Origin of the sequence: Actinomyces wuliandei, assembly GCF_004010955.1 — a bacterium.
In the GTDB taxonomy this organism is placed as follows: domain Bacteria; phylum Actinomycetota; class Actinomycetes; order Actinomycetales; family Actinomycetaceae; genus Actinomyces; species Actinomyces wuliandei.
Genome location: NZ_CP025227.1, coordinates 2,925,133 through 2,949,413 on the forward strand (window position 1 = coordinate 2,925,133; position 24,281 = coordinate 2,949,413).

At 69.6% G+C, this 24,281-nt stretch carries 25 protein-coding genes and 1 tRNA gene; 6 read left to right on the forward strand and 20 right to left on the reverse strand.

Features of this window, described 5'->3' with window-relative positions:
- Window positions 1-10: 10 nt before the first annotated feature.
- From CWS50_RS12100 to CWS50_RS12155, 12 genes are all read right to left on the reverse strand, one after another.
- A complete protein-coding gene (locus tag CWS50_RS12100; protein WP_243118340.1) occupies window positions 11-235 on the reverse strand; it encodes a Flp family type IVb pilin in 225 nt (74 codons plus the stop codon).
- A gap of 111 nt (window positions 236-346) precedes the next feature.
- A complete protein-coding gene (locus tag CWS50_RS12105) occupies window positions 347-970 on the reverse strand; it encodes a response regulator transcription factor (protein ID WP_127842994.1) in 624 nt (207 codons plus the stop codon).
- Entirely contained in the window at window positions 967-2,181 is a 1,215-nt protein-coding gene (locus tag CWS50_RS12110; RefSeq protein ID WP_243118341.1) for a sensor histidine kinase, read from the reverse strand. Before CWS50_RS12110 ends, CWS50_RS12105 begins: the two co-directional genes overlap by 4 nt.
- Window positions 2,182-2,206: 25 nt before the next feature.
- Window positions 2,207-3,100 carry a type II secretion system F family protein gene (locus CWS50_RS12115; RefSeq protein ID WP_243118342.1) on the reverse strand — a complete coding sequence of 298 codons (894 nt, stop codon included), beginning with the start codon at window positions 3,098-3,100 and terminating at the stop codon, window positions 2,207-2,209.
- A 1-nt stretch (window position 3,101) separates the two neighbouring features.
- Window positions 3,102-4,028 carry a type II secretion system F family protein gene (locus CWS50_RS12120; protein ID WP_127842995.1) on the reverse strand — a complete coding sequence of 309 codons (927 nt, stop codon included), beginning with the start codon at window positions 4,026-4,028 and terminating at the stop codon, window positions 3,102-3,104.
- Entirely contained in the window at window positions 4,025-5,329 is a 1,305-nt protein-coding gene (locus tag CWS50_RS12125; RefSeq protein WP_127842996.1) for a TadA family conjugal transfer-associated ATPase, read from the reverse strand. The genes CWS50_RS12120 and CWS50_RS12125 overlap by 4 nt, the downstream gene beginning before the upstream one ends.
- A gap of 1 nt (window position 5,330) precedes the next feature.
- A complete protein-coding gene (locus tag CWS50_RS12130) occupies window positions 5,331-5,801 on the reverse strand; it encodes a pilus assembly protein (RefSeq protein ID WP_243118343.1) in 471 nt (156 codons plus the stop codon).
- A gap of 78 nt (window positions 5,802-5,879) precedes the next feature.
- Entirely contained in the window at window positions 5,880-7,418 is a 1,539-nt protein-coding gene (locus CWS50_RS12135; protein WP_127843459.1) for a CpaE/TadZ family protein, read from the reverse strand.
- Entirely contained in the window at window positions 7,418-8,143 is a 726-nt protein-coding gene (cpaB, locus tag CWS50_RS12140; protein WP_243118344.1) for a Flp pilus assembly protein CpaB, read from the reverse strand. Before cpaB ends, CWS50_RS12135 begins: the two co-directional genes overlap by 1 nt.
- Window positions 8,140-9,003, reverse strand: a complete 864-nt coding sequence (locus tag CWS50_RS12145) for a hypothetical protein (protein WP_127842997.1) — start codon at window positions 9,001-9,003, stop codon at window positions 8,140-8,142. The genes cpaB and CWS50_RS12145 overlap by 4 nt, the downstream gene beginning before the upstream one ends.
- Before the next feature lie 306 nt (window positions 9,004-9,309).
- A complete protein-coding gene (locus tag CWS50_RS12150) occupies window positions 9,310-10,191 on the reverse strand; it encodes a prepilin peptidase (protein ID WP_243118345.1) in 882 nt (293 codons plus the stop codon).
- An 11-nt stretch (window positions 10,192-10,202) separates the two neighbouring features.
- Window positions 10,203-10,679, reverse strand: coding sequence for a DUF192 domain-containing protein (locus CWS50_RS12155; protein WP_127842999.1), 477 nt, complete (start codon window positions 10,677-10,679; stop codon window positions 10,203-10,205).
- Window positions 10,680-10,942: 263 nt separating this feature from the next.
- Between CWS50_RS12155 and CWS50_RS12160 the strand changes: the two genes are divergently transcribed.
- On the forward strand, window positions 10,943-11,284 hold the full coding sequence (locus CWS50_RS12160) for a type II toxin-antitoxin system VapB family antitoxin (protein ID WP_127843000.1): 342 nt from the start codon (window positions 10,943-10,945) through the stop codon (window positions 11,282-11,284).
- Between the two features lie 49 nt (window positions 11,285-11,333).
- Window positions 11,334-11,948 carry a LytR C-terminal domain-containing protein gene (locus CWS50_RS12165; protein WP_306821243.1) on the forward strand — a complete coding sequence of 205 codons (615 nt, stop codon included), beginning with the start codon at window positions 11,334-11,336 and terminating at the stop codon, window positions 11,946-11,948.
- A 110-nt stretch (window positions 11,949-12,058) separates the two neighbouring features.
- On the opposite strand, the gene CWS50_RS12170 is transcribed toward CWS50_RS12165, so the two are convergent.
- On the reverse strand, window positions 12,059-13,465 hold the full coding sequence (locus tag CWS50_RS12170) for a uracil-xanthine permease family protein (protein WP_127843001.1): 1,407 nt from the start codon (window positions 13,463-13,465) through the stop codon (window positions 12,059-12,061).
- Between the two features lie 236 nt (window positions 13,466-13,701).
- Between CWS50_RS12170 and CWS50_RS12175 the strand changes: the two genes are divergently transcribed.
- Both CWS50_RS12175 and CWS50_RS12180 read left to right on the forward strand, forming a co-directional pair.
- Window positions 13,702-14,121 carry a hypothetical protein gene (locus tag CWS50_RS12175; protein ID WP_243118346.1) on the forward strand — a complete coding sequence of 140 codons (420 nt, stop codon included), beginning with the start codon at window positions 13,702-13,704 and terminating at the stop codon, window positions 14,119-14,121.
- Window positions 14,122-14,200: 79 nt separating this feature from the next.
- Window positions 14,201-14,938, forward strand: coding sequence for a glutamine amidotransferase-related protein (locus CWS50_RS12180; protein ID WP_127843002.1), 738 nt, complete (start codon window positions 14,201-14,203; stop codon window positions 14,936-14,938).
- Between the two features lie 124 nt (window positions 14,939-15,062).
- On the opposite strand, the gene CWS50_RS12185 is transcribed toward CWS50_RS12180, so the two are convergent.
- From CWS50_RS12185 to CWS50_RS12200, 5 genes are all read right to left on the reverse strand, one after another.
- Window positions 15,063-15,752 (reverse strand): NAD(P)H-binding protein, encoded by a 690-nt coding sequence (locus CWS50_RS12185; RefSeq protein WP_127843003.1) that lies wholly within the window; start codon window positions 15,750-15,752, stop codon window positions 15,063-15,065.
- 214 nt (window positions 15,753-15,966) lie between these two features.
- Window positions 15,967-16,701 carry a glutamine amidotransferase gene (locus CWS50_RS12190; protein WP_127843004.1) on the reverse strand — a complete coding sequence of 245 codons (735 nt, stop codon included), beginning with the start codon at window positions 16,699-16,701 and terminating at the stop codon, window positions 15,967-15,969.
- A 77-nt stretch (window positions 16,702-16,778) separates the two neighbouring features.
- Complete coding sequence (locus tag CWS50_RS12195) at window positions 16,779-17,603, reverse strand: nucleoside phosphorylase-I family protein (RefSeq protein ID WP_127843005.1); 825 nt, start codon at window positions 17,601-17,603, stop codon at window positions 16,779-16,781.
- A gap of 426 nt (window positions 17,604-18,029) precedes the next feature.
- Window positions 18,030-18,115: transfer RNA gene (locus CWS50_RS13060), tRNA-Ser, on the reverse strand.
- A 240-nt stretch (window positions 18,116-18,355) separates the two neighbouring features.
- The gene (locus tag CWS50_RS12200) at window positions 18,356-18,928 is read right to left on the reverse strand and encodes a DapH/DapD/GlmU-related protein (protein ID WP_127843006.1); all 573 of its coding nucleotides are present in this window, start codon (window positions 18,926-18,928) and stop codon (window positions 18,356-18,358) included.
- Window positions 18,929-19,311: 383 nt separating this feature from the next.
- On the opposite strand from CWS50_RS12200, the gene CWS50_RS12205 reads away from it, so the two are divergent.
- Complete coding sequence (locus tag CWS50_RS12205; RefSeq protein ID WP_243118347.1) at window positions 19,312-19,743, forward strand: excalibur calcium-binding domain-containing protein; 432 nt, start codon at window positions 19,312-19,314, stop codon at window positions 19,741-19,743.
- Window positions 19,744-19,805: 62 nt separating this feature from the next.
- Here the strand turns inward: CWS50_RS12205 and tadA are convergent, their stop codons facing one another.
- A complete protein-coding gene (gene tadA, locus CWS50_RS12210) occupies window positions 19,806-20,384 on the reverse strand; it encodes a tRNA adenosine(34) deaminase TadA (RefSeq protein ID WP_257494100.1) in 579 nt (192 codons plus the stop codon).
- A gap of 346 nt (window positions 20,385-20,730) precedes the next feature.
- Here tadA and betT point away from each other — a divergent pair, with 346 nt between their 5' ends.
- On the forward strand, window positions 20,731-22,911 hold the full coding sequence (gene betT / locus CWS50_RS12215) for a choline BCCT transporter BetT (protein ID WP_127843008.1): 2,181 nt from the start codon (window positions 20,731-20,733) through the stop codon (window positions 22,909-22,911).
- Window positions 22,912-23,217: 306 nt separating this feature from the next.
- Here the strand turns inward: betT and CWS50_RS12220 are convergent, their stop codons facing one another.
- Window positions 23,218-24,084: an aldo/keto reductase gene (locus tag CWS50_RS12220; RefSeq protein ID WP_127843009.1), complete on the reverse strand. Its 867-nt coding sequence runs from the start codon at window positions 24,082-24,084 to the stop codon at window positions 23,218-23,220.
- Window positions 24,085-24,281: the final 197 nt, after the last annotated feature.

Here is a 24,281-nt window from a genome sequence, read left to right on the forward strand (position 1 = left end):
CTGAACTATATCAGTCACCATTGCCAATGTCGTTAATAACCTCCTGAATCCTTCGAGTAATAGCACCACCAATTCCGCCATCATCGCTACCAATAGCGTTGATAACAGCACCGACAATAGCAGCGACCACCAGGGCGATCCCGGCGTACTCGACCATGGACTGGCCCCGCTCGTCACGCAGGTCGGCAAAGGTCTGCTGGATGCGGACCTGGAGACGAAGAAGTGAGTTGCTCATGATGTCCTCCACATCAAGTTGAACCGGTCATGGACGGGAGCCTTACTGCCCCCTTGACACCACCAACACTAGGAAGGTTTGCGCCCCGCCATGTAGGGGCGCCTGCCCCGTCTACCGCCCTCGACCTCGCCCCAGCCAGGCCGAGACCGCCTGGGTCCTGTTGTGTGCCCCGATCTTGGGGTAGGCCGCGTTGAGGTAGTTCTTGACCGTCCGCTCCGACAGGTACAGCCGGGTCGCGATCTCCCGGTTGGACAGGCCGGAGGCCGCCAGGTCCAGGATCTCCGCTTCCCGCTCACTCACCTGCTCCCGCAAGGGGTTGATCGGGGCGTACTTCTGCGGGTTGAGGAGGACGTCGGTGGCCTCCCGCCCCAGCACCATCCCGCCGCGCAGGCACGTCTCAATAGCCCCGGCGACCTCGTTGGCCCCCAACTGGCCGTGCACCAGGTAGCCCCGGGCACCAGCCTCCAGGGCCTGCTGGATAAGCTCGGGGTCCTGGTGAGAGGTGAGCATGATGACCGACATGCGCCCCACCAGCTCGGGGAGGATGTCCAGACCGCTGCGGCCCGGCATGGAGATGTCCAGCAGGACGATGTCGGGCGAGTTCGCCGCAGCTGTCTCCAGGGCCTCGAAGGCGTCACCAGCCTGAAGCACCTGCGTCACCGAGTCCACCCGGTCCAGCACCGCCTGCAGGCCCGCCCGCACGATCGGGTTGTCGTCCACGACCATGATCCTCATACCTGTCTGCCTCCGCTCTCTGTCAGTGCCGTCATCGGCACGCTCATCCGGATCCGTACACCGACACCCGGCTCTGGCTGGGACTCAATAACCAGCCGGGCGCCCAGCTGCCCGGCACGCTCACGCATACCCGCCACCCCGTAGTGGCCCCCCAACGGCGGGGTCGTGAGGTCCTGGTCGCCCAGGCCGACACCGTCGTCGCTGATCTCCAGGTGCAGCGCGCCCTCCTCCACCCAGGCACAGAAGTCCACGCACTGCGCCTGTGCGTGCTTCTCCGTGTTGGCCAGCACCTCACCAAGCACACGCTGGATCTGCCACATCGCCTCCGCTCTGCAGGCCACCCGGGGCGGGGCCTGCCTGCGTCGGCAGGTCACCTCAATGCCGGTGCGCTCGCTCCAGCGCATGACCTCCTGGGTCAGGGCACCCACGACGTCGTCCTCACCGCTGGCCCGCAGGCCGTCCAGCACCAGGCGGGCCTCCCGGCTGGCCTCGTCGGCGGAGTCGAGCAGGACACGGCTGAGATCGACATCGTGGTGGTTCTCCGAGGCCAGGGAGTCGTGCAGGGACTCCGCCAGCATCCGGATGCCGTGGACGCTCTTGGCCAGGGAGTCGTGCAAGTCACGGGCGATGGTGAGGCGCTCTGCCAGTGCCCTCTCCTCCGCCCGAGTCGCAGCCACCTGCGCCGACAGGCGGCTGGCCTCCCGGACCTGGGTACGTAACCGGTCCCCCAGGAGGACACAGGCCACGATGCCCAGCACCGAGGCGGCCAGGAGTACCGAGGACACCTCCTGTCCGGTCTGGACCAGGGCCAGGGCGCTCACCACGCCTGAGGTCCACACGGCCGCCCACAACGCCCGCAGGACGATCCCCACCAGCAGTGCCGAGGCCAGGACGTAGGCCACCACCAGGTGGAAGGCGTTCTCGAAGGTCCCGGACAGCAGCAGGACGGTGAGGACCGTCACCAGGAGGTCCGCGCACGGGAACCACCACGCCTCCCCCAGGACCTGCGGCCTCCTGCGCAGCAGGTACAGCGGCACCCAGCCCATAGCCATAGCGGCCAGCAGGACAACCATGACGCCAGGTGAGGACCCCGTCAGGATCAGCCCGACCTCGCAGGCGAACAGCAGTCCCAGCCGCATGTCGCACACCAGTCCCACGGTGGTGCGCATGCTGCGGCCCTGCACCACCGCCGCCAGTGAGGACTCAGCCACCCCTGTCACCCCAGCACCTGACATGTCAGCCACCCAGGAGCCCGGAGAGCATGTCCCGGTTGGCGTAGAGCATGCCCCCCAACATGAGGATCATGGTGCCGGGGAGCATGGTCGCCGACGCGATGAGGGACACCTGGGGAGCCGTGCGAGCCGCCTCCCGGCGCACCTGCTCCGCCCGCTCACGCCGGATCTCCTTGACGATCCCCTGGAGGGCCTCACCAATGGGGGTTCCCAGCTCCTCCGACTGGAGCAGAGCCGTGACAAAGGTATCGACACTCTCGGAGCGGCAGCGCTGTCTCACTGCGGTAAAAGCATCCCGCCGGGAGACCCCCAGGCGCATCTCATGGAGCGCGGTACGCATCTCCTCCGATACCGGGCCCTCAAAATGGTCACACACGCGCTCCAGGGCGTTGCGGAAGGGGGTGCCCGAACGCACCGTCACCGCCAGGACGTCCAGGAAGTCGGGCAGGTCCCGGTCGACCGCCCTCCGGCGCGTCCGGACAGCCTGGGCCAGCCACAGGTACATCCACCCGGAGAAGACCGCCGCCATCACGACACCCATCAGCAGCTGCCCCATGAGGGCACAGAACAGGAAGAGCACCATACTGAGGAGGATGAACCCCGCCTCCCGCTGGATAAAGAGGTCGAGGTGCAACCCCTCCGGGTTGCCCGCGCCCCGGAGCCTGCGGTCCAGTGCCCGCAGGCGGACCGGCCCGTAGACCCGGCGCAGCGTGCGCTGCCCCCTGACCCCCAGGGCGTCAATGAGCCTGACGAAGGCACTCTCCCGCTGGGTCTCCTCGGCCTGGACCGCGAGGTCGTCACGCAGATAGGCAGCTCCGTCCTCCCGGACCATGCGGATGCCCTGCGCCGCCCCGAGTACCAGGAGCGCGCCCACCAGCCCCGCCACCACAGCTACCACCTCACACCTCCACCCGGGAGACCAGCCTCATGAGCAGCGCCCCCAGGCCGAAGAAGACCAGTGCGCCTCCCAGGATGACGCGGCCAATGAGGGTGGAGGCCATGTCGTCCAGGATTCCGGGCTCCATGAGGTTGAGGAACACCACGCTGCCCACCCCCAGCACCGGGACGATATAGCCGCCGATGGCCGAGCCGAGGATGGCAGTGCGCACCTCCCGGTGCAGCTGCTTGCGCTCCTCCAGGGCCAGGGCGATGTCCTGCAGGGCGGAGACCAGGGCGCCACCGGACTTGGACTGGATGACCACGGTGCGCACCAGGACGTCGAGCTCACGGGAGGGCATGCGCCGGGCCAGGTTGCCCAGGGCGTCGTCCAGGGTGCGCCCCAGGGCGATCTCAGAGACCACCCGCCCCAGCTCGGTACTGGCAGGCACCGGTACCTCCCGGGCGGCCAGGCCCAGTGAACGCTCCACAGACATCCCGGCAGACGTCCCGTTAGACAGCACCCGGGAGACCTCCGGGAGCTGGGCGATGAACTGCTCCGCGCGCCGGGCCGCACGGCGCTGCAGCCAGCGGAAGAAGATCAGCGGCACGGCCGCAGCCAGGACGCCTCCGGCGATCCGCCCCATGAGCGGGCGGGTACCGACATAGGTCACTGCGATCCCCGCGACCAGGGCCAGCTCGACCAGGGCCTCGTCCCACCCCAGCCCGGCGGCGCTGATACGGCGGCGCAGCGGGCGGCTCAGCGGCAGGCGGCGCAGCAGGGAGAGGAGAACCAACACCGGGCCCCGCCCCTGGGACTCGCCCCCTGCCCCCAGGCTGCGAGCCACCTCCTGACTGCGGCCCGCGCTGGCTCCCAGGGTGATGACCGCAGCGGCAGCCAGGCAGAGGGTCACCGTCGCGCTGAGCAGGACAGGTCCCGGACCGGTCACGAGACCATCCCCCGCACTGTCAGGCCCGCGGGCAGGGAGTAGCCGTGGCGCTGGACCCGGTGCGCCACGGTTTCCGGCAGCCTCAGGAGCTCGAAGCGCCCCTCCTTCTGGTCACTCCCGTGGACGTAGCGCATGAGCGGGGAGGTGGCGTAGGCCTCCCGGTGACGTGAGGTCACCGCCTCGATGGTGCTGACCCGGCGGGCACCTGAGGCGTCACGCTCCAGCTGGACGATGACGTCGATGGCCCCGTTGATCTGGTCCCGCACCGTCTCTACCGGCAGGGCCACCTCCGACATGGAGGCCAGCGTCTCCAGGCGGCTGAGCGCGTCCTGAGCCGAGTTGGCGTGCACAGTGGTAAGGGAGCCCTCGTGGCCGGTGTTCATCGCCTGGAGCATGTCCAGGGTCTCACCGCCACGGACCTCGCCGACGATGATCCGGTCGGGGCGCATGCGCAGGGAGTTGCGTACCAGGTCGCGGATGGCCACCTGGCCCTGACCCTCAATGTTGGGCGGGCGCGACTCCAGGCGCACGACGTGGGGCTGTTGGAGGGACAGCTCGGCCGCGTCCTCAATGGTGATAATGCGCTCCCTCTCCGGGATCATGCCGGACAGGGCGTTGAGGAACGTGGTCTTGCCCGACCCGGTCCCGCCGGAGACCAGGATGTTGAGCCGGGCCGCCACCAGGGCCCCGAGCAGGTCGGCCGCCTCCTGGGGCAGGCTCTTGCGCGCCACCAGGTCCGCCAGGCGGAAGGGCTGGGGAAAGCGACGGATCGTGATCGTCGGCCCGTCCAGCGCCAGCGGGGGGATGATGACGTTGACCCTCTCGCCCCCGGGCAGGCGGGCGTCCACCATGGGGCTGGACTCGTCCACGCGGCGGTTGACCGAGGAGACGATCCGGTCGATGAGCTGGTAGAGCTCCGCCTCTGAGGTGAAGCGGGTGGGGACCCGCTCGATGCGGCCCAGACGCTCCACGAAGACGTCCTCCACGCCGTTGACCATGATCTCGGTGATGCTGTGGTCGGCCACCAGCGGCTCCAGCACCCCCAGGCCCACGGCGTCGTCGATGACGCGCTTGATGAGCCACGCCCTGTCCCGGGAGGACATGACCGGCCCCTCCAGGGAGAGGAGCCGGGAGAGCACCCGCTCCAGGCGGGCACGCTGCTGGGCCACCTCCAGCCCGGCCACCTCGTCCAGGTCGATCTCCTCCAGGAGGCGGGCGCGGTAGGTCGCCACCAGCTCCTCCCGGCCACCAGCCTGCCGCCCGGTGGCGCCGGCCGGCATCGCACGGTCCCGCAGCGCCATCTCAGTCCTCCGGGAAGTAGGCGGTACGGCTTACCGTGACGTGCTCGGTGGTCAGCGCAGGCAGGCCGATGGGGATCCTGGCTGTCACCTCCACGCAGTGGGCGGAGCCGCAGCCGTCCCTCACCGACTCCAGGGTGACCCAGCTGGGCAGGGAGCGCTCTGCGGCCACGGTCGCGGAGCGCCCCAGCATCGCGGCCCGGGCGCCGTCGCGTGCTGCCGCGCTGACGGAGGTCACGGTGGCGACAGCCAGGAACCCCTGGAGCAGCATGAGCAGCACCAGCACCAGGACCGGGACGAAGGCGATCAGCTCAATGTCGAGGACGCCGCTCTCGTCGCGGCGCAGCCTCCTCAGCAGGCGTCCAGGAGTCAGCGGGCACCCCGGGCGGGCCGCGCCCCTGGTCGCAGTGGTCATCCCAGTGGTCATCTCAGCCACCTTCTCACTCGCCCTCTCAGCCACTGTCTCTGCCACCATCTCTGCCTCCCTCTCGGTCACGGTCCTGGCTACAGGGGGCCGTCACCGGCCCGGTCACAGTCCTGGTCACGGTCGCGGTCATGACTGCGCCTCCCACACGATCCCGGCACTGGCGGAGGTGCTCAGGTCGAGGACGGAGGGCACCGGGACGGTGACCGTCACCTCGCTGGAGGCGCTGCGCTCGATCCGCATCCCCGACCGGTAGGGGACAGGCAAGCGCTGCCTCACCTCGCGGTGGACCTGTGAGGTGCTCATGCCGGTCCCGTAGGCGTGGGCCGCCTCCTGTGCCGCGTGGTTGGCCATCATGTAGGACACTCCGTAGCCGAGCAGCTGGACGCCCAGCAGCAGCGCGGCCGTGGCCAGGGCAAACACCGCCGGGAACTCGACGATCACCTGCCCCCGCTGCGAGCGCAGGCCCCGGGCACCGCGACGACGCAGCCGTGAGCCAGGCGCCCGCGCCTCCTCCGGGGGAGGCGCTGACACGGCCACGGCCCCACCCAGGAGCATGCTGGTCACGGGCTGGACCGCCTTCACCAGGGCAGGCACCTTGGCGGTCAGCAGCGTGGAGGAGTTCACCGCCACGTCCATCTGCGCGGTGAGGTCGGGGACGGAGGCGGCCAGGGGGAGCTCGGTCATCCGCGCCGCCATCCTGGGCTGGATCTCGCGCTGTCGGCCACTGCGGTTCATCACCATCTCCACGGTCCGTCCACGGGCAATGTCAAGTCGGGTGAGTGCCTCCGTCAGGCTCCGCACCGAGCGCAGGGCCGGGGCGTCGGGGGTCGCTACCACAAGCACCCGGTCCGCGCAGTCCAGTGCCATGGCCAGGACGTCGTCCATGCGGCTGCCGCAGTCCAGGACCACGTGGTCGAACTGGTAGCGCAGCATGCTGATGACCTGACGGGTGGCCGCCTCGGTCATGGCCTCCCCCGCCTCGCCGTGCTCCGGGGCAGGCAGCAGGGAGAGCCCGCCCGGCAGCGGGTAGGTGACCTCGGCGACCTCCCGGGCGCTGGCCTCCGCCGCGATGTCCACCAGGTCGATGATCGAGCGCCGCACGGACAGGCCCGCCATCGCGGCCAGGTCCCCTCCGCGCACATCCAGGTCCACCAGGCAGGTGCGGGCGTGCTGGGCCAGCTGGCCTGCTGCTACCAGCGCGACCGTGGAGGTCCCCACCCCGCCCTTGGCTCCGACCACGGCGGTGACGGTGCCCTGCCGCCGGGCGCCGTCCTCCTCCTGCACCCCGAGCCCCTGTACCGCCTGGGACCAGGCGAGCACCGGCTGGAGGCGGCTGTAGAGCTCCTCCAGGGACAGGGGGAGGGTGAGCACGCTGCGGGCACCCGCGTCCATGGCTGCGCTCAGGAGCTCGGTGCTGCGGCTGCGAACCAGCAGGATGACCGGGACCAGGGGGTAGGAGCGAGCCACCTCCTGCACGACCGCGAGCGCGGAGACGTCGGCGAGGGCCTCGTCGACCAGGACGCAGGAGCCCTCGTCCGTATCCAGGTGCTCGCGCAGACGTGCCAGGGACTCCACCGCCGTGACCTCGCCCAGCCCGTCGGCCTCCGCCAGGGCAGCGGCCACCTGCCGGCGCACGGCCTCCTCACTGGTCAGAAGGTACTGCATCACTGCTCGCCCTCCTCGCCCTCAGCCGGGACGTCCATCGCGGTGTACTCGGGATTGACGACCAGGCTGTCGTCACCCTCGCGACGCAGCAGGAGCCTCAGCTTGGTGGAGAAGCTCTCCCCGTAGGCCAGCTTGAGCGAGTCGTCCGGGGTCAGGGCGAAGGTGACCGGCACGGCCTCCGACTCGGAGAAGTCGCCGGAGTCGGACTCGTCCTCCACGGTGGTCGCGACTCCCACGTCGGTGACCAGGGCGTTTTGGATGATGACCTCGGCCGTGCGCTGCTCGGTGGTGGGGTCCTCCAGGGTGGTCACGACGTCCACCCGGGCGCCGGAGGTGATCTTGCCGGCCACGCCGGTCTCCGCGTCCACCATGATCGTCACCTCCCGGTAGCCCTCCGTCAGCTGCGGGGGGTCCTGGAGCATGCTGGCCTGGAGGACCGCCCCCTGGCTGTAGGAGGAGGCGGCCACCTTCCCCTGGAGCTCGCTCAGGTCGTGGAGCGCGTCGTCAGGGGCCCAGCGCCGGGGCACCTCGACCGCCGTGACGTCCTCGGCCGTGACCTCCTGCAGCTCGTTGACGTCGCCCGACAGCTCCAGGACCGTAGTCACGGGACCGACCTGGGAGGAGACGGACTGGACGTAGTTGAGCACCACCACGAAGGTGACCAGCGCACCCAGGACCGTGGCGAGAATGAGCAGGACGCCGCGTCGTTGGCGTGGATTCATCATGCCTCCTTTGGTGAGTGGGCAGAAGCAGCGGGTGGCGGCGGCGCAGGGGCTGCGGGGGGTGGCGGTGCCGGGACGGTAGGCGGTGGCGGAGCAGGGGCAGCAGAAGCAGCACGGGGACCGGTACGGGGCGCGGTCTCGTAGGGCCAGGTCCCGCACAGGAGGCAGCCCTGCGGGGTCGCCAGCTGCCCGCAGCGCGGACAGGCTGTCCGGGCAAAGCGCGTCAGGGCCTGGGTGACCAGAGGCTCCGGGTCCGCGTCAAGCACTGTCAGCTCCGCCCAGGCCCGCGCCGGCCAGCGCCGGGAGCGGGGCAGGAGCGGCTCGCGGCGGATGCCGAGCTGCTCCAGGTTGGCGATGACCCGGCCCGAGTCGTCCTGGGCGGCCCACACCGCCAGGCGCGCCTGCCTGGGCACCTCCCAGGTGAGGTCGTTGACCTTGGTGACCACCCCCCGGCCCAGGTCCAGGGCAAAACGTGTTCCCGGCAGCAGGCCCTGGACGTGCTGGCTGAGGCTGGGCGCCGGGCTGGTCAGCCTGCTGACCGAGGTCAGCGCGACCCGGGTGCGTAGTGCGGGCGCAAGAGCACTGATGACGACGGGGGCCTGGCCCAGCACCTGCGGGCTGAGCCGGGAGAGGCAGTAGGCGAGCGCCCGGAACCGCGTCTCCGGCTCGTCAAGCGCCAGCACACCGAGCGAACCGTCGTTGAGGACGCCGCGAACCGTGCGGGCCTCCTGCTCCTCCTCACCGGTGCGGCACAGGAGGAGCACGGGACCGCGGTCCTGGCCCGCGAGAATCTCAAGGACCTGGGAGGCGTCCTGGTCACCGGTGTCACCGCCGGGGGAACGGGAGGTGGGGAGCACAAGCATCGTGTGGGAACTTTCTGTGTCTATGGGGAGTTTCTGCGTTGTTGCCGCACGCCGCGCGTGCAGCACCGTGGCCGGTTTAGCAACCCACAGCCAACAGGGGCTGGGGGCAGCTAGTTCAGGTGCCTACGAGGCGGCACCGAGATGATCTCCCGGCGAGTTCCCGGTGGAGACCCAAGGAACAACGTTTCGATAACGACGGTATCAGAAACTTGCAATCTTTTTCCCAGGAACTGCATGTTCTTAACCTCACACCACGGGCACTCCTCTCCGTCGCTCGGCCACGTGCTCAGGGGTTCTCAGAGGTCCTCAGGTCACCACCAGGGGCCACGTCAGCAGGGCGCCCGCCACCAGGTAAGGGCCATAGGCCATGGGGTCCTTGCGCCCGGCCCGGCGGGAGACCAGCAGAAGCACGGCGGCCAGCCCGCCCAGGAGGACGCCGACCCACAGGCCCACCAGGACCACCAGGCCGCCGTACCAGCCCAGCCACAGCCCGATGACGGCGCACAGCTTGACGTCACCCATCCCCAGGCCTGAGGGGAGCAGCGCGAGCAGCAGGCTGGCGCCTCCAGCCCCCAGGCCGCACAGCACCGCCCGCAGGGCCGCGCCCGGGCTCCCCGCTCCGACCGCCACCGCCACCGCCCCACTCAGCCCCAGCCAGGCCGCCGCCGAGCCCAGCAGCCGATTGGGCAGCAGACGGGCCACGACGTCGACGCTGGCGGCACACGTCAGCAGGGCATAGACCGGCACGGCCACCAGCGCCGCGCCCGTCGCACCCGCCCGCAGGCCCCACCAGGCGCACAGCCCGCCGGACAGCAGCGCGAGCACGGCCTGCGGCCCGGACCCCAGGAGCCCCGGCCACACCAGCCGCTGGCCCAGGGCAGCACCGGCAGCACCGGCAGTGTCGGCAGCGCCAGCAGCGTCACCACCGGCATCGTCACCGACGTCCTGACTGTCATCCTGACCGTCATCCTGACTGTCATCGTCGTCGGGGACCGGCTCGCGGACGTAGCGGCGCGCCCATACCGACACCGGCCCCGCTATCACCACCACCGAGCAGACGAGGACGGCGCCGAGCAGCCAGGGAGCGAGCGCGGGCAGTGACCCGGAAAGCGACCCGGGGAGGAGCGGCGCGGGGAAAGACGCCAGGGACCAGGACGGGGACGAGGACAGGGGCAGAGGGGACGGCACGACAGCGTCCCTCAGTGGCCCTGGACCGCGACGTTACCGCACCTAGCGGCGCCGACAGCCTTAGCAGCGTCAGCGGCCCCAGACGGACCGGTCAGGCCAGCCGGGTCCGCAAGAACCACGCTTGACAGCACCGCGCCGGGGACCACCCCCAGGCGAGCAGCCTCCCCCTGCGCCATCTCCACCACTGCCGCAGCACGCGGACAAGGCAGCCCCACACGGCCGGGCGCCAGCGGGGCGACCGCGAGCACCTCGCCGGAGCGGGCGATATAGACGACATCAATGGGGTAACGCATGCCCCAGCAGTGGACCCAGCTGCAGCGCGTGATCCACACGGCGCCATCGATCCCGTCCGTCCCCAGCAGGCCGGTGCGGCGCTCGCTCCTGCTGCGCGCCGTCCACACCGGCAGGTCCGTCACCTTCCCGTCAACAGCAAGGCGGGGACGCGTGCTTGTCTCCGCGTCTGACCAGGTCGGTGTTGTCCTAGGCACGCGCGGAGACTATAAAGCCGCCAGACCCCCTCATAAGGGGCATCCGCCCCCACATGACGGGGCGTCATCAGGGCACGACGAGGTGCCGCCAGGCGGCAGGCCGTGCTCAACCACGCCGAACCGACCCTCGGTAGGACGCGCCTCCCACCGCACAGTGCGACTCGCCGCAGCACCTGCGGGACCACCCCACATCATCTGAGCACTCACCACGGCTCACGGTGGCCCTGCCAACCGCACGCACCCACGACCACTAGGATGACCTCGTGATCTTCAAGGCAGTGCGCGAGGCGGCCCCGTACCCGGAGCACGGGGTCACGACCCAGCGTGAGTGGGCTGTCATCGCACCGCGCCAGGTACGGCTGGCCGACCTCACCACCACGCGAGCGACTCTTGACCTGCGCAGCCTCCTTGACGACGACTCGACGTTCTACGGGGACCTGTTCGCCCACGTCGTCGCCTACCACGGCGAGCTCTACCTGGAGACGGGGCTGCACCGCGCCCTGCGGGCCGCCCTCCAGGGACGCACGGCCATCCACGCCAGGATCCTGGAGGTCGACGCCAACGGCGTGCCCCGACTCGCCCCGGCCCCGCCGACGGACTACTGAGGACTGCTGACGGACTACGGCACCTGCCACCGTCTACTACCCTGGGGGCGTGAGCAACCCTGCGGACCCACGCGCCGAGTACCGGCAGCACATGCAGCGTCGGCAGACGACCGCCATCGGTACAGTCCTGTCCATCATGGCAGGCCTGGTGGTGATCGGCCTGATGGTGTGGACCGGCCTGATCCCCCTGAGCGGCCCAGCCTTCTCCCGCGACGAGGCCACCGAGGCCTACACCCCGCCCCCCTGCCCCCCGGCGGACTCCACCACCGTGGACCTCACGGGGCTGACCATCAACGTCTACAACGGCTCGGAGACTGTCGGCCTGGCCGGCACCGTGGAGACCGTGCTCACTGACGCGGGCCTGACGGTGGACACCGCTGACGACTGGCCCGAGGACTACCGTGGCAACGTCCAGATCATGGTCTCGCAGGCCGGGCTGGTCAACGGGTACTCCCTGGCGCAGATCTTCCCCGACTCCACCGTGCAGATCGATACCAGCCTGGACCCCTCCGACGAGACCGTCTCGGTGGTCCTCGGCGCGGAGTACGCCCACACGGTGCTCACCGCTGACGAGATCGCCCTGGTGGGCTCCGGCCAGACGATCGTCCCGCCGTCGGGCTGCGTCGCCGCCAGCGAGGCCAGCGCCGAGGCCACCGCCAGCTGACGAGACGACTGAGACGGCCCGACGACGGCCAGTCACCAGCCAGCGCTTGACTGGTGACTGGCTGACAGCGGCTAGTCAGCCTGCTTCCACCCTCTCACACGCCAGGAGGCTCAGTCCTGGGCAGCGCGGGCAGGCACCCGCTGGGAGTAGGGCGGCCCCTCCAGCTCGCTGCCTGCGGGGGCCGAGGCCGGGGACGCCTGCTCCAAATTGGTCCCGCGCGCCCTCGAGACCCACCGCATGACGTGGTAGATGACGACTGCGGCCGCCGAGCCCAGGGCGATCCCCTCAAAGCTCGTACCGTTCCACACCAGGGTGTAGTTGGCGATGGCCACCACCATGGACACCGCAGCAGTGTTGAGGTTGACGGGGTCAGAGAAGTCCACCCGGTTCTGCACCCAGATACGGACCCCCAGCATCCCGATCATGCCGTACAGCACCGTGGCCGCCCCTCCCAGGACACCCGCTGGGATCGTCGCGACAACCGCACCAAACTTGGGCAGCATGGACAGTGCCAGCGCCGTCGTGGCCGCCACCACGTAGGCTGCGGTCGAGTAGACGCGCGTCGCCGCCATGACACCGATGTTCTCCGCGTAGGTCGTGGTGCCGGACCCGCCTCCCGCTCCGGCGAGGACTGTGGACAGACCGTCGGCAGCCAGGGCGCGCCCGGTGACGTCGTCAAGATCCTCCCCTGTCATGGCGGACACCGACTTCACGTGCCCGATGTTCTCCGCGACCAGCACCAGCACCACGGGGACAAACAGCCCCAGGAGGGAGACGTCGAAGGCAGGAGGGTGGAAGCCCGGCAGGCCCGCCCAGGACGCGGAGGAGACAGCGGAGAAGTCCACCTCGCCACGCAGGCAGGCCGTCAGGTAGCCGGCCAGCACGCCGATCAGGATCGCCAGGCGGCTGATGATCCCCTTGAACAGGACGGTGACCAGCAGGACGGACACGATGGTGACCATGGCGGTCACCGGAGCGGCCTGCACGTTGTCCCACGCTGACGGAGCCAGGTTGAAGCCGATGAGGGAGACCACCGCACCGGTGACGATCGGTGGCATGAGCCGGTCGATCCAGGAGGCACCCGCCAGGTGGACCACGACGCCGACGACCATCAGGGAGGCTCCCGCCGCTATGACACCACCCTGAGCCAGGGAGGCCCTGTGGGCGTCAAGAGGGGCACCTCCGTCAGCCACGTAGCCGGTGACCGCGCCGATCGGGGCGATCAGGGCGAAGGACGATCCCAGGTAGCTGGGCAGGCGACCCGAGGTGACCCCCAGGAACAGCAGCGTGCCCACCCCGGTGAAGAACAAGGTGGTGGCCGGGTCGAATCCCGTCAGCAGCGGCACCAGGAAGGTGGCGCCGAACATGGCCACGACGTGCTGGACACCGATACCAACCGTGCGCGGCCAGGTCAGCCTCTCGTCAGGAGCCACGACCTCGCCGGGCGTGACGGAACGGCCGTCACCGTGAAGGCGCCAGCCACGGGAGAAGGGGAGTGAGGAGGGCAGCGGGGACATTCTTCTCCTGCCTGCGGTGTGGACGGATGCGTGGGGCAGGTGAGCGTCGGCAGCCGACGTCGTCCGCGCCTGCGCAGCAGGACCCGGCAGAGCCTGCCGGGTCTTCAGCATAGGCGTGCGCCCGTGAGCTGCTCGACCTGAGCAGGGGTGGGATCGGTCGCAGGTCTGTCGTGCCTGGGAGCAGGCCAGCCGTGCCCCGCGAGGCGGTCACGCGCTCGTGCAGGCATGATGGGGCTATGTGCCCGCCTCCACCCGTACCACCGCAGCAGGCTCCCGCAGCCGGGTCGGCGCCCTCAGCACCCTCAGTGGCCTCGGCGGCGGAGCCAGTGTCTGACCTGTGGCCAGGACCCCCGCAGGACCACGCCGCCTTCCCCGGGACCGAGGTTCTCCGAGCCTCAGAGATCTTCGCCGGACCCGGCTACCAGGCCCCGCAGCCCCGTACCGACCCGGTGGCCGCCCTTGCCCTGGTCTGCGCGCTGCTGTCCCCCGTGCCAGGTGCGGGAGCCCTCGCGCTGGGCCTGGGCCTGTGGGCCACCCGACGCCTGCGGACCCGGTTCGCCACAGGGGCCTCCCTGGCCCGGCTGGCCGTCGTCGTCGGCGCCACCGCCACCGTCGCCTGGCTGTGGCTCAGTGGGCTGCTGCTCACGGTCCCCTGAGCCTCTCCCGAGCCGCTGCTCCCCGAGGCACGACCACCACCGGTTCCTCTGAGCGAACGGTTCCCCTTAGGGTAGTGGCGTGAAGCCTTTCATCATGGTGTCTACGCGTCCCGAGCTGGAAGCGGCACAGCACGAGTACGAGTCCTTCCTGGCGCAGAGCGGACTGACCCGCCAGGACCTGCAGCACGTCCAGCTGGAGGAGATCGACTTCCTCGATGCCTTCACCGCCCGCGACGTCTCCGGGGTCTTCATCGGTGGCAGCCCCTACAACCCCTCGACTCCTGCGACCGCCAAGACCCGCAGCCAGCTCAGGGTGGAGGACCAGGTGCGCGAGCTGCTGGCCGTAGCCCTCAAGGAGGGCGTGGCCCTGCTGGCTACCGGTTTCGGCCTGCAGGTGCTGGCCGCCTACCTGGGGACACAGGCCGAGGAGGAGTTCGGCGAGGAGCTGGGCGCCGCAGACATCTTCCTCACCGCGCAGGGTCGTGAGGACCCGCTGCTTCACGGAATGCCCCAGGTGTTCAGCGTGTTTGTCGGCCACCACGAGGGGGTGGGGCAGATCCCGCGCAACGCGACCCTGCTCGCCAGCTCCCCAGACTGCCCCGTGCAGATGATCCGGGTGGGCAAGGCCGTCTACGGCACCCAGTTCAACCCCGAGCTGGACGCGGCCCGCTTCGAGCAGCGCGTGAGCATCTACGCCGACGCCGGCTACGGTGACCCCGACCTGAGCGAGGACATCCTGTCCAAGGCCCGCTCCGAGGCCCCGCACGAGGCTGGACGAATCATCCGCAACTTCGTCACCCACTTCAGGCGGGACTAGGGCCTGCTGCGACCTACTGCGGTCTGCCGTGCCGACGGGGCCGCCCGAGGCAGGCACGAGCGGGGCGGGCGCGGGGCAGCACGGGTGTGGCCGAGCGGGCCGCAGGCTCCAGGGCAGGGCAGGCTCAGGACAGGTCGGCGTAGGCCAGGGGCACGTTGGCCACCGCCTGGGCGATCGGCGTGTCACCGTCGTGGAAGGGGATGACCCGGCCGATGCTGCGCGGCTCGTCCAGGACCGCAGCAATGACGCGTGCCACGTTGCCTCGCGAGGTGAGTGCCGACGCGCCGGACTGGTCCTCTCCGCCGACCCGCTCCACGGTGACGCGCCCCGACGGCTCCTGGGCCGTCAGCCTGCCAGGCCCGAGGATCGTCCACTCCAGGTCGGTGGACTGGAGATGGCGGTCAGCGGCGATCTTGGCAACGGCGTAGGCCCGTAACGGGTGGTCGTCCGGGACCTCGCCGTAGGCGGTGATGAAGGACACCATGACGTAGCGGGTGGCGCCCGCTGCCGCAGCGGCATCCATGGAGCGCAGCGCCGCTGCGCGGTCAACGGCGTCAGTGCGGGCCGGGCCACCCTTGCCGCCCGCTCCGGCCGACCACACGACCGCCTGTGCCCCGGCAAAGGCCTGGGCGAACTGCTCCGTGCTCGCCTCCTCCACGGAGAGCACCACCGGCAGGGCGCCAGTAGCGGCCACCTCCTCGGCGTGGTCCGGATTACGAACCAGGGAGACAACCTCGTGGCCTGCCTCAACGAGCAGCGGGGCGGCGAGAAGAGCGACCTTGCCGTGGCCGCCGACGATGACAATACGAGACATGAACGAGTCCTTTCGGCTGGCACCCAGGTGGCGCCCTTGCTGCTGCCACCCAGGCGGGCACCTTCTGCGCAACGGCCGGGCTGGCCCAGGGGCTGCAGCGGCACCAGGTGCAAGCGGCCCCAGGTGTACCCCAGGCGTAGCTGCCATCCTCCACCTGGTGCCACGTCCCCGGCCAGTCCCGCTCGCCGCACGCGAACAAGGTCAGTCAACAAGGTCAGTCGCGGGCGTGCACCGCCACGAAGTTGGCCAGCACCTTCCAGGAGTCGCTGACGTCCGGCTCGCTGGTCCAGGCCTGGATACGCGGCAGGTCCTCCGTCTCAAAGTACCCGTGCCCGGCGTAGAAGCCCAGGCGGTAGGACAGGGCGGGGCCGTCAAGCTCAGGGTGGAACTGGGTGGCGTAGAGGTTCTGGCCGACCCGCAGCATCTGGTAGGGGCACGGGCCTGAGGTGGCCAGCACCACGGCGTCACGGGGTGGCACCGTCACCGCGTCCTTGTGGGCCACGAAGGCCCGGAAGGTAGCGGAGATGCCGTCGCAGACCGGGTCGTCGAGCCCCTCAGGCGTGAGCGTGATCTCCGGGGCGGAGACCTCCTCGCGGTAGGTCCCGTCAATCACCGCCCCCTGGTGGCTTCCCAGGGTGCCCACGCCGTAGCAGGCCCCCAGGAACGGGAAGTCAGTCTGCACCACGCGGTCGAGGAGGGCGTTGAACTCGGCCTCCACACGCACCTGGGTAGCCGACTTGCTCTCCGCAGGCGTCGTCGTGTTGAAAGGGGAGCCACCCACGATGATGCCAGACCAGTCCTCAAGGCTGATCTCCGGCATGGGATGAGCCTCAAGACGGTGGCGCACCAAGGTGGACTCCTCCAGGCCAGTACGCAGCAGGAACGACTCGTACTCAGCATCCGCAGGCCCGTCAGCGTCACGGGTCGCCAGGAACAGGAAAGGCTTCACACCGCGACTCTAACGGGCAGCAGGCGGCACAACCGCATGATCTCGCACGCCGGGCACGTGGCCTGCTCCACGCCGGGCTACACGCCGTGGCGGGCCAGCCAGGCCAGGACAGCCTCGACGGCCTCGTGGACCACAACCGCCGCCGGCTGCTGCGCAGTGGAGCCAGCCGGGGCGGCTCGACGGCCGCTGGGCTGACTGGCAGGGCCGACGGCGTCGTCGATGACCACCAGCGCCGCCGTGGAGACCCCGCCACCAGCCAGGGCCATCCCCTCCGCGACCGTGTCCGTGACGACGGCGTCGACCCCCATACCAGCAAGGATCCTGGCCTCAGTGGGAGTGGGGCGGAGTGGGCCCGCCCCCAGGGCGACGACACCGGTGCCGCGCACACCGGGCAGACGCGACACGCGGGCAGTCAGGTCCTCGTCCCAGGTGGCCTGGAGCAGGCGCTCGGAGGGAAACAGCGGCGTGCCCGAGAGGCTGACGTGGTCACCGACGGCAAGGAGGTCACCGGGAGCCGCCCCGCCCACGGAGGAGGCCCGCGTGACCAGGAGGGCGGCCCGGGCGCCGGAGCCCGCCACGATCCTGGCCAGCGCCGTGGTACTGCGGGCGGGGTGCCCCTCATGCAGGCAGGTACGACCCCGGGCGACAAGGACCCCGAGGCCACCGCGGTCGTAGGAGAGCAGGGCATCCTCCTGACCGGCCGCCCTGGGCTCCAGGACCCCGGGCAGGAAGGACAGGCGCACCCGCGCCTGAGAGGGGCCCCAGGCCGCGTCCAGCTCGGTCAGGAGCTGTGGCTCACAGACAACCAGAAGGTCGTGACGCGCCCGGCCCGTAGCCAGGAGGATGGAGACGCCGGCGGGGTCCTCGTCCCAGGTCTCAGGCACAGCAGGCGACAGGGCCATTGGTCCTCCCTCTGTCGTTTGTCGTTGACGTACCCGAATGAGGGTAGCGCCATAAGGCACCGACTACCCGTGCACGCTTGTGAGAAGCACCTAAGATGATTAGGGGTTGCTGGAGATAGTCTCAAGAAAGCCTGGATATTCGGGGTTCTCGCGCCACCTTGAAGTTCCGTCTAGTCAAGATGAGATACGACACGTGAGACTGTGGGACCGGACGAGCTGAGCGAGCACCCCTGCAACACGCCGCCTCAAGCACCACGTCTGCGCCGACAACCCGCAGGCACCACGGCCCTGGTCGACCCCGGTGGCAGTGACGGAGAGGGAAGACGGAGGGGGCTGCGCCGGCAACCCGCAGGCACCACGGCACCGCTGCGCGCAAGCAAGCCCGGGCGGCCCCGTCACGGTGACGGGGCCGCCCGGGCGCTGCGGCGGTAGCGCTGGGATTCGAACCCAGGGTGGCTGTAAACCACACAGACTTTCGAGATCTGCACCTTCGGCCGCTCGGACACGCTACCTTGTGGCACCGAGGGTACACGGGGCCTCCGGCTCCCTCCAACGGGCGGCAGCTGCGAGGTGGGTCACCACACCCACGCCGCTGACCGGTGTCGGGCCCGGCCATCAGGTACTGGACCTCCACGGCACGCCGCCCCTGAAGGGCCGCCTCCTGGCTGTGCACCAGCCAGCAGTCCCGGGGCACAGGGCTGCTCGGAGCAGAGGCCTCGCTCATAGCGGTGACCTCGCCGAACCCACCGGGCTCAGTCCTCAGGCACCTGCCCAATGGTCCGGGCCGGGACCCCTCCCACAACAGTCCGCGCGGGCACGTCCCTGGTCACGACCGCCCCGGCAGCCAGGACCGCCCCGTCCCCCACCGTGACACCGCTGGTGACGACAACCTTGGCTCCCACCCACACGTCGTCGCCCAGCCGGATCGGGGCCGGGTGGGTGGTGGCCCGGTCGGCGACCGCAAGGGAGTGGTCCAGGGTCGCCAGGACCACGTCGTGCCCGATAAAGCACCGGTCCCCCACCCAGATGCCGCCCTGGTCCTGAAACCGGCACCCGGAGTTGATGAAGACCTGTTCCCCCAGGTGGATGTTGGCCCCGAAGTCCGTGGTGAAGGGCGGGAAAAGACGGAAGGACGCCGGAACCGCGCGAGTGGTGATGCGCTCCATGAGCGCCCGGATCTCCTCCGGATCGTGGTAGCCGGTGTTGAGCTCGGCCGTCAGGCGCTGGACCTCCACGGCACGCGCGTTCTGGAAGGCAGCCTCCGGGCTGCCGCCACGGATCGGCTGGCCAGAGGCGACGTGGTCAAGAAAGGTGCGAAGATCCATCAGTACCCCCAGTTACTTCTTGCCGCACCCCTGCGCGGCACCGCAGGCCAATCCCGGTCCCCTAGTGTGTCACAGCAGCACCTGGGCCACGAGCCCTGGGTGGCAGGCACGGCGACCCCACGGACCAGGCGCACCCTCGCACACCTTCCACACAACACTTTGGTCACTATTCCGTACCATTCCGGCAAGCCGCACCAGACCTCGCGGAGACCTCCCGTTTCATTAATCGTAATGTCCCAGCAGGACGCCCTATCCTCTGTCTTTACTTATTGTTTCGAGGTGTCCCCTCATCTATGCCCGCTCTCACCCCCTCCCCCGTCACGCCTGCAGCAGGCAGCCCGGCCCGAGACGCAGCATCTCGACCACGAGAAGGCCACAAGCGGGTGCTGGCCGCACTCGTGCTCGTGCTCTGCCTCGGTGCTGTCGGCAGCTGCGACGACGGGCAGGCAGACAGCCTGGACCCACCGCCCGCCTCTGGACACGAGGCCCCGACCTCGGCGCCAGCAACGGCCAGCCCCCTGCCCACGGTGGCGGCCACTCCGACAGCCACCGTCGACCCGCCAGCAACAACCACCCAGGAGCCAGGCACGCCCGCACCCGAGACATCCCCGGCGCCACCTGAGCCGCCCCAGCCGGAGCCCGAGGCACCAGCCGAGCCTGTCCCACCAGAGGCACCGGCGGAACCACCCCGGTCAGACGTCTACTACGAGAACTGCCAGGAAGCCCGAGATGCCGGAGCAACCCCGATCTATCAGGGGGACCCCGGGTACCGCGACAGGCTCGACCGGGACAAGGACGGCGTCGCCTGCGAGTAGCACGTCCCTGCGCCACACACACCTGACCCTCCGGGGCCTGGCTGGGCTCCGCCAGAGCGCGGTCAGGCCCCTGGCAGCCTCTCCGTCCTGCGCCGGGAGAAGAACTCCTCCAGCAGGGCCGCCGACTCCTCCTCCCGCACCCCGGCACGCACCTCGACCTGGTGGTTGGCGCGCGCATCGCGCACCACGTCACGCACTGAGCCACAGGCGCCGGTCCTGGGCTCCCAGGCCCCCAGGACGAGCCGAGCCACCCGGGCCAGCACAAGAGCGCCGGCACACATGGTGCACGGCTCAAGCGTGACCACCAGCGTGCACCCTTGGAGCCGGGCGTCCGCGAGGACGGCGCCGGCAGCGCGCAGCGCCCGGACCTCCGCGTGCGCCGTCGGGTCGCACTCGGCCTCACAGGCGTTGGCAGCCTCGGCCAGGACCTGGCCGTCTGCCCCCAGGACCACCGCGCCCACCGGGACCTCGCCCCGTGATCCCGCCGCCGCAGCGAGCTCCAGCGCCCGCGCCATGGCCGCGGAGTCGGCAGAAGAGCCCGGAGAGCCCGGAGAGCCCGGAGAAAACCCTACGGAAGAGCCCGGGGAGTCCGTCGTCACCGACGTCACCCACGTCGTGTCCCGCCTGGCCGTCTGTTCCACAGCCCCAGGATGGCAGACCAGCGTCGCAGCCCCGCACGCACCGTATCCCGCCCTCTCCCCTCCCCCTGCCGAAGCGGCACCCCAGCGGGTCCCAGCCCCGCACGCACCACGCCCTCACGGCCTTGAGGACCCGGCGGAGACCTCCGCGCAACAAAAGAGACACATCTCACACCGACCCCACGAAATCCCTCAGATACCAGAGAGTCCTTCCACTAGGTTTCGGCACTACAGCAGGGGCTGCGGTTGCCATATCCCCGCGAACCTGCCAGGGTCACTCCGGTCTGCACGAATCTGCCTTGGTCACCACGACAGGCACGAACCACAGTGAAATGAACGGAGCACATCGGTGTCTCAGCCACCAGCACGTCCCACGACCGGGGCTGCCGCCAAGGAAGCCACGGAGCAGCAGACTGAGCGGTCGCCGCGACAGGTCCTCAACACCCCGGTCTTCGTCTCCGCCGCCATCGTCATCGCCGCCATCGCCCTGAGCGCCATCTTCTTCCCCCAGACTGTGTCAGACGCCTTCAGCAGCGCAGTCTCCTGGACGGGTCGCTGGTTCGGCTCCTTCTACATCCTGCTGGTCACCGTCACCCTCCTCTTCGCCCTCATCCTGGCGCTGTCGAGCCGCTTCGGCAGGATCAGGCTGGGGCCCAGCAACTCCACCCCAGACTTCTCCACCTTCTCCTGGGCCGCCATGCTCTTCGCCGCCGGCGTGGGAACCGCCATCATGTTCTACGCCGTGGCCGAGCCGGTCGCCCAGTACATGGCGCCTCCCACCGGGGAGGGGCAGACGGTCGAGGCCGCCCGCAACGCCATCGTCCTGACCCTCCTGCACTACGGCATCACCGGCTGGGGCCTGTACTCCATCGTCGGCATGGCCTTGGCCTACTTCGCCTACCGTCGCCACCAGCCCCTGGCCGTGCGATCCACCCTGCGCCCCCTGCTCGGCGACCGTACCGACGGCGTGCTGGGGCACATCGCCGACGCCGCCACACTCATCGGCGGGGCCGTGGGGATCTCTGCCTCCCTGGGGGTCGGCGTCGTCCAGCTCAACGTCGCCCTGACCATCTTGTTCGGCCTGCCCCAGGGCACCCCCACGCAGATCGGGCTCATCGTCCTGTCCGTGCTCATGGCCACCGTCTCCGCCGTGTCCGGGGTGGACCGTGGTGTGCGCGTCCTGTCCAACATCAACGTCCTTCTCGCGGTGGGCCTGGCCATGTGGGTCCTGGTCACCGGCGACACCGCCTTCCTCATCGACGCGATCGTAGGTAATGTTGGCGACTTCGTCACCCAGTTCCCCTCCCTGACCCTGGAGACCTACGCCTACGACCGGCCCACCGAGTGGCTCAACGGCTGGACACTCTTCTTCTGGGCCTGGTGGATCGCCTGGGCCGCTTTCGTCGGCATGTTCTTGGCCCGCATCTCCCGCGGACGCACGATCCGCGAGTTCGTCCTCGGCGCCCTCATCCTGCCCTTCAGCTACGTGCTCATGTGGAGCTCGATCTTCGGCAACAGCGCACTGGACCTCATCCGCTCCGGAAACATGGAGTTCGCCGAGCTGACCGTCAACGAGCCCGAGCAGGGGCTCTACACCCTGCTCACCCACCTTCCCGGGGGCACCTTCCTCGTCGCTCTGGCACTGTTCATCGGCATCCTCTTCTACGTCACCAGCGCCGACTCCGGCGCCCTGGTCATGGCCAGCCTGTCCAGCCACGTACGCTCCGAGAAGGAGGACGCCCCTGCCTGGCTGCGGATCTTCTGGGCCAGCCTGGTCGGTGTCCTCACGATCGCCATGCTCGTGGCGGGCGGCATCCCGATCCTCCAGCAGGCCACCATCGTCATGGCCCTGCCTTTCTCCGGCGTCATCATCATGGTCATGTTCTGCCTGTGGAAGGCGCTGCGTACCGAGGCCAGCCACAGCGTCACCCGCTCGCAGGCCTACCGCAACCGCAGCCTGGGCCTGACCGGGACCGCCGCCGGACTCAAACGCATCTCATGGCAGGACCGGCTCTCCCACACCTTCAACACAGTCTCCCCGGCCCGCGCTAAACGGGCGCTGGACAACCGCATCGTCCCCGCCCTGGAGGCCGTGGCCACCGAGCTGCGCAAGGAGAACCTGCTCGCTGAGGTGGTCGTCGAGGGTGAGGAGGCCCAGGACCCCGACGACGAGCGCAACTTCCTGGGACGCGCCACCCTTGTCGTCAGTGCGACCGAGGCTGGCGAGTCCGCGGAGGGCGAGGACTCCCTCGACACCGACTACGAGCGCTCCAGCGGGCTGGACTCCTTCCGCTACGTGGTCCGCATGGTCCAGGCTCCCGTGCCCGCCTACGGCCCTGTGGTCCACGAGGCCGACGACCTGACCGTGCGCCTGGAGGTGCGTCCCAGCGGGGGCGGCCAGGGCTACGACCTCATGGACTGGTCCGCCGACCAGGTAGCCCACGACGTCCTGGACCACTACGAGCGCTGGCTGGAGTACCTCGGCTTCACCGAGACCGCAGCCCGGGCCTCAGGCGGCTCCGCCCAGTAGGCGCGGCACAGCCTGCCACACGCGAGGCACACCCACGCAGTTGCACCCTCATGGTTGCACATCTTCAGACGGCAGCCCCGGAGCCACCAAGAACTACCCGCTAGATCCCCTGGATTTCCGGGGCCGGTTCCACCTTTGCCCGCCTCAGGAAAAGGCAGAGGCCGTCCAAGATGTGCACCGGAGAGCCTGCTGCACATTTTGGCAGAGGAATGTGGCGGTTGGTAGGACGCGCTGGGGGGTGGAACCGCATGTTCTTGCGGTTCCACCCCAAGCCCGCCAGCCGAAGATGTGCAGCATGACGGGGGGTCAGTCCTCCTCGACCTGGTAGGTCGCCAGGTAGCCGATGAACTCAGGGTCGCGGTGGTCCACAGTCAGGCTGTGGCCCTCGTCGAGCGTGGCGACCGTCTCCAGGTCAGCCTCGTCCAGAGCAAAGTCGAGGATGTCGAGGTTGGAGACCATGCGCTCCCGGTGGACCGACTTGGGGATAATAATGACGTCACGCTGCAGCAGGTAGCGCAGGGCAACCTGGGCAGCGCTCTTGCTGTGCTTCTCCCCGATGCTGGAAAGCACCGGGTGGGTGAAGATGTTGTTCCTCCCCTGGGCGAGCGGCCCCCAGGACTCCAGCGCGGTGCCGTACTTGGCGTACCAGGTGCGGTTGTCCACCTGCTGGTTGAACACGTGGGTCTCCATCTGGTTGACCGCCGGGGCCACGTCCACGTTGCCTGCCAGGTCCACGAAGCGGTCGGGATAGAAGTTGGACACACCAATGGCACGCACCTTGCCTGCCTCCAGGGCCTTCTCCATGGCGCGGTAGGTGCCGTAGTAGTCGCCAAAGGGCTGGTGGACCAGGAGCAGGTCGATGTAGTCGGTCCCCAGACGACGCAGGGAACCCTCGATGGAACGGGCGGCCCGCTCCTCCCCGGCGTTGGAGATCCACACCTTGGTGGTCAGGAAGACCTCCTCGCGCGGCAGGCCGGAGGCGGCCACGGCCGCCCCCACACCAGCCTCGTTGCGGTAGGCCTGGGCGGTGTCGATGTGGCGGTAGCCAACTTCCAGGGCATCGCGCACCGCCTGCTCCGTCTCCTCCGGCGGGGTCAGGAAGACGCCGTAGCCGATCTGCGGGATAGTGACGCCGTTGTTGAGAATGATGTCCGGAATGGTCTGGGTGGTCATGGCAGTCCTCCGTGGTCCTCTGGCAGCTCCCGGTGGAGCCGTCAACGTCCCTGCGCGCACCCCCGGGAGCCTCACATCACCAGAGGCCACATCGCCCCGGAGTGTCGCCCCGGAGTGCCCGCAGGTGACTCCTTCACCGTACTGGCGCCACCGCAGTGGGTGGCGCACTCCGGCCCAGGCTGCGCCAGCCGCGTACC

Bases quoted from the DNA above. Each gene is read 5' to 3' on its own strand.
- CWS50_RS12145 (WP_127842997.1), bottom strand. From the start codon at position 9,003: ATGCTTGTGCTCCCCACCTCCCGTTCCCCCGGCGGTGACACCGGTGAC.
- CWS50_RS12195 (WP_127843005.1), bottom strand. From the start codon at position 17,603: ATGGCCCTGTCGCCTGCTGTGCCTGAGACCTGGGACGAGGACCCCGCC.
- cpaB (WP_243118344.1), bottom strand. From the start codon at position 8,143: ATGATGAATCCACGCCAACGACGCGGCGTCCTGCTCATTCTCGCCACG.
- CWS50_RS12220 (WP_127843009.1), bottom strand. From the start codon at position 24,084: ATGACCACCCAGACCATTCCGGACATCATTCTCAACAACGGCGTCACT.
- CWS50_RS12105 (WP_127842994.1), bottom strand. From the start codon at position 970: ATGAGGATCATGGTCGTGGACGACAACCCGATCGTGCGGGCGGGCCTG.
- CWS50_RS12200 (WP_127843006.1), bottom strand. From the start codon at position 18,928: ATGGATCTTCGCACCTTTCTTGACCACGTCGCCTCTGGCCAGCCGATC.
- CWS50_RS12185 (WP_127843003.1), bottom strand. From the start codon at position 15,752: ATGTCTCGTATTGTCATCGTCGGCGGCCACGGCAAGGTCGCTCTTCTC.
- CWS50_RS12130 (WP_243118343.1), bottom strand. From the start codon at position 5,801: ATGGTGGCAGAGACAGTGGCTGAGAGGGCGAGTGAGAAGGTGGCTGAG.
- CWS50_RS12135 (WP_127843459.1), bottom strand. From the start codon at position 7,418: ATGCAGTACCTTCTGACCAGTGAGGAGGCCGTGCGCCGGCAGGTGGCC.
- CWS50_RS12125 (WP_127842996.1), bottom strand. From the start codon at position 5,329: ATGGCGCTGCGGGACCGTGCGATGCCGGCCGGCGCCACCGGGCGGCAG.
- CWS50_RS12170 (WP_127843001.1), bottom strand. From the start codon at position 13,465: ATGTCCCCGCTGCCCTCCTCACTCCCCTTCTCCCGTGGCTGGCGCCTT.
- CWS50_RS12175 (WP_243118346.1), top strand. From the start codon at position 13,702: ATGTGCCCGCCTCCACCCGTACCACCGCAGCAGGCTCCCGCAGCCGGG.
- CWS50_RS12100 (WP_243118340.1), bottom strand. From the start codon at position 235: ATGAGCAACTCACTTCTTCGTCTCCAGGTCCGCATCCAGCAGACCTTT.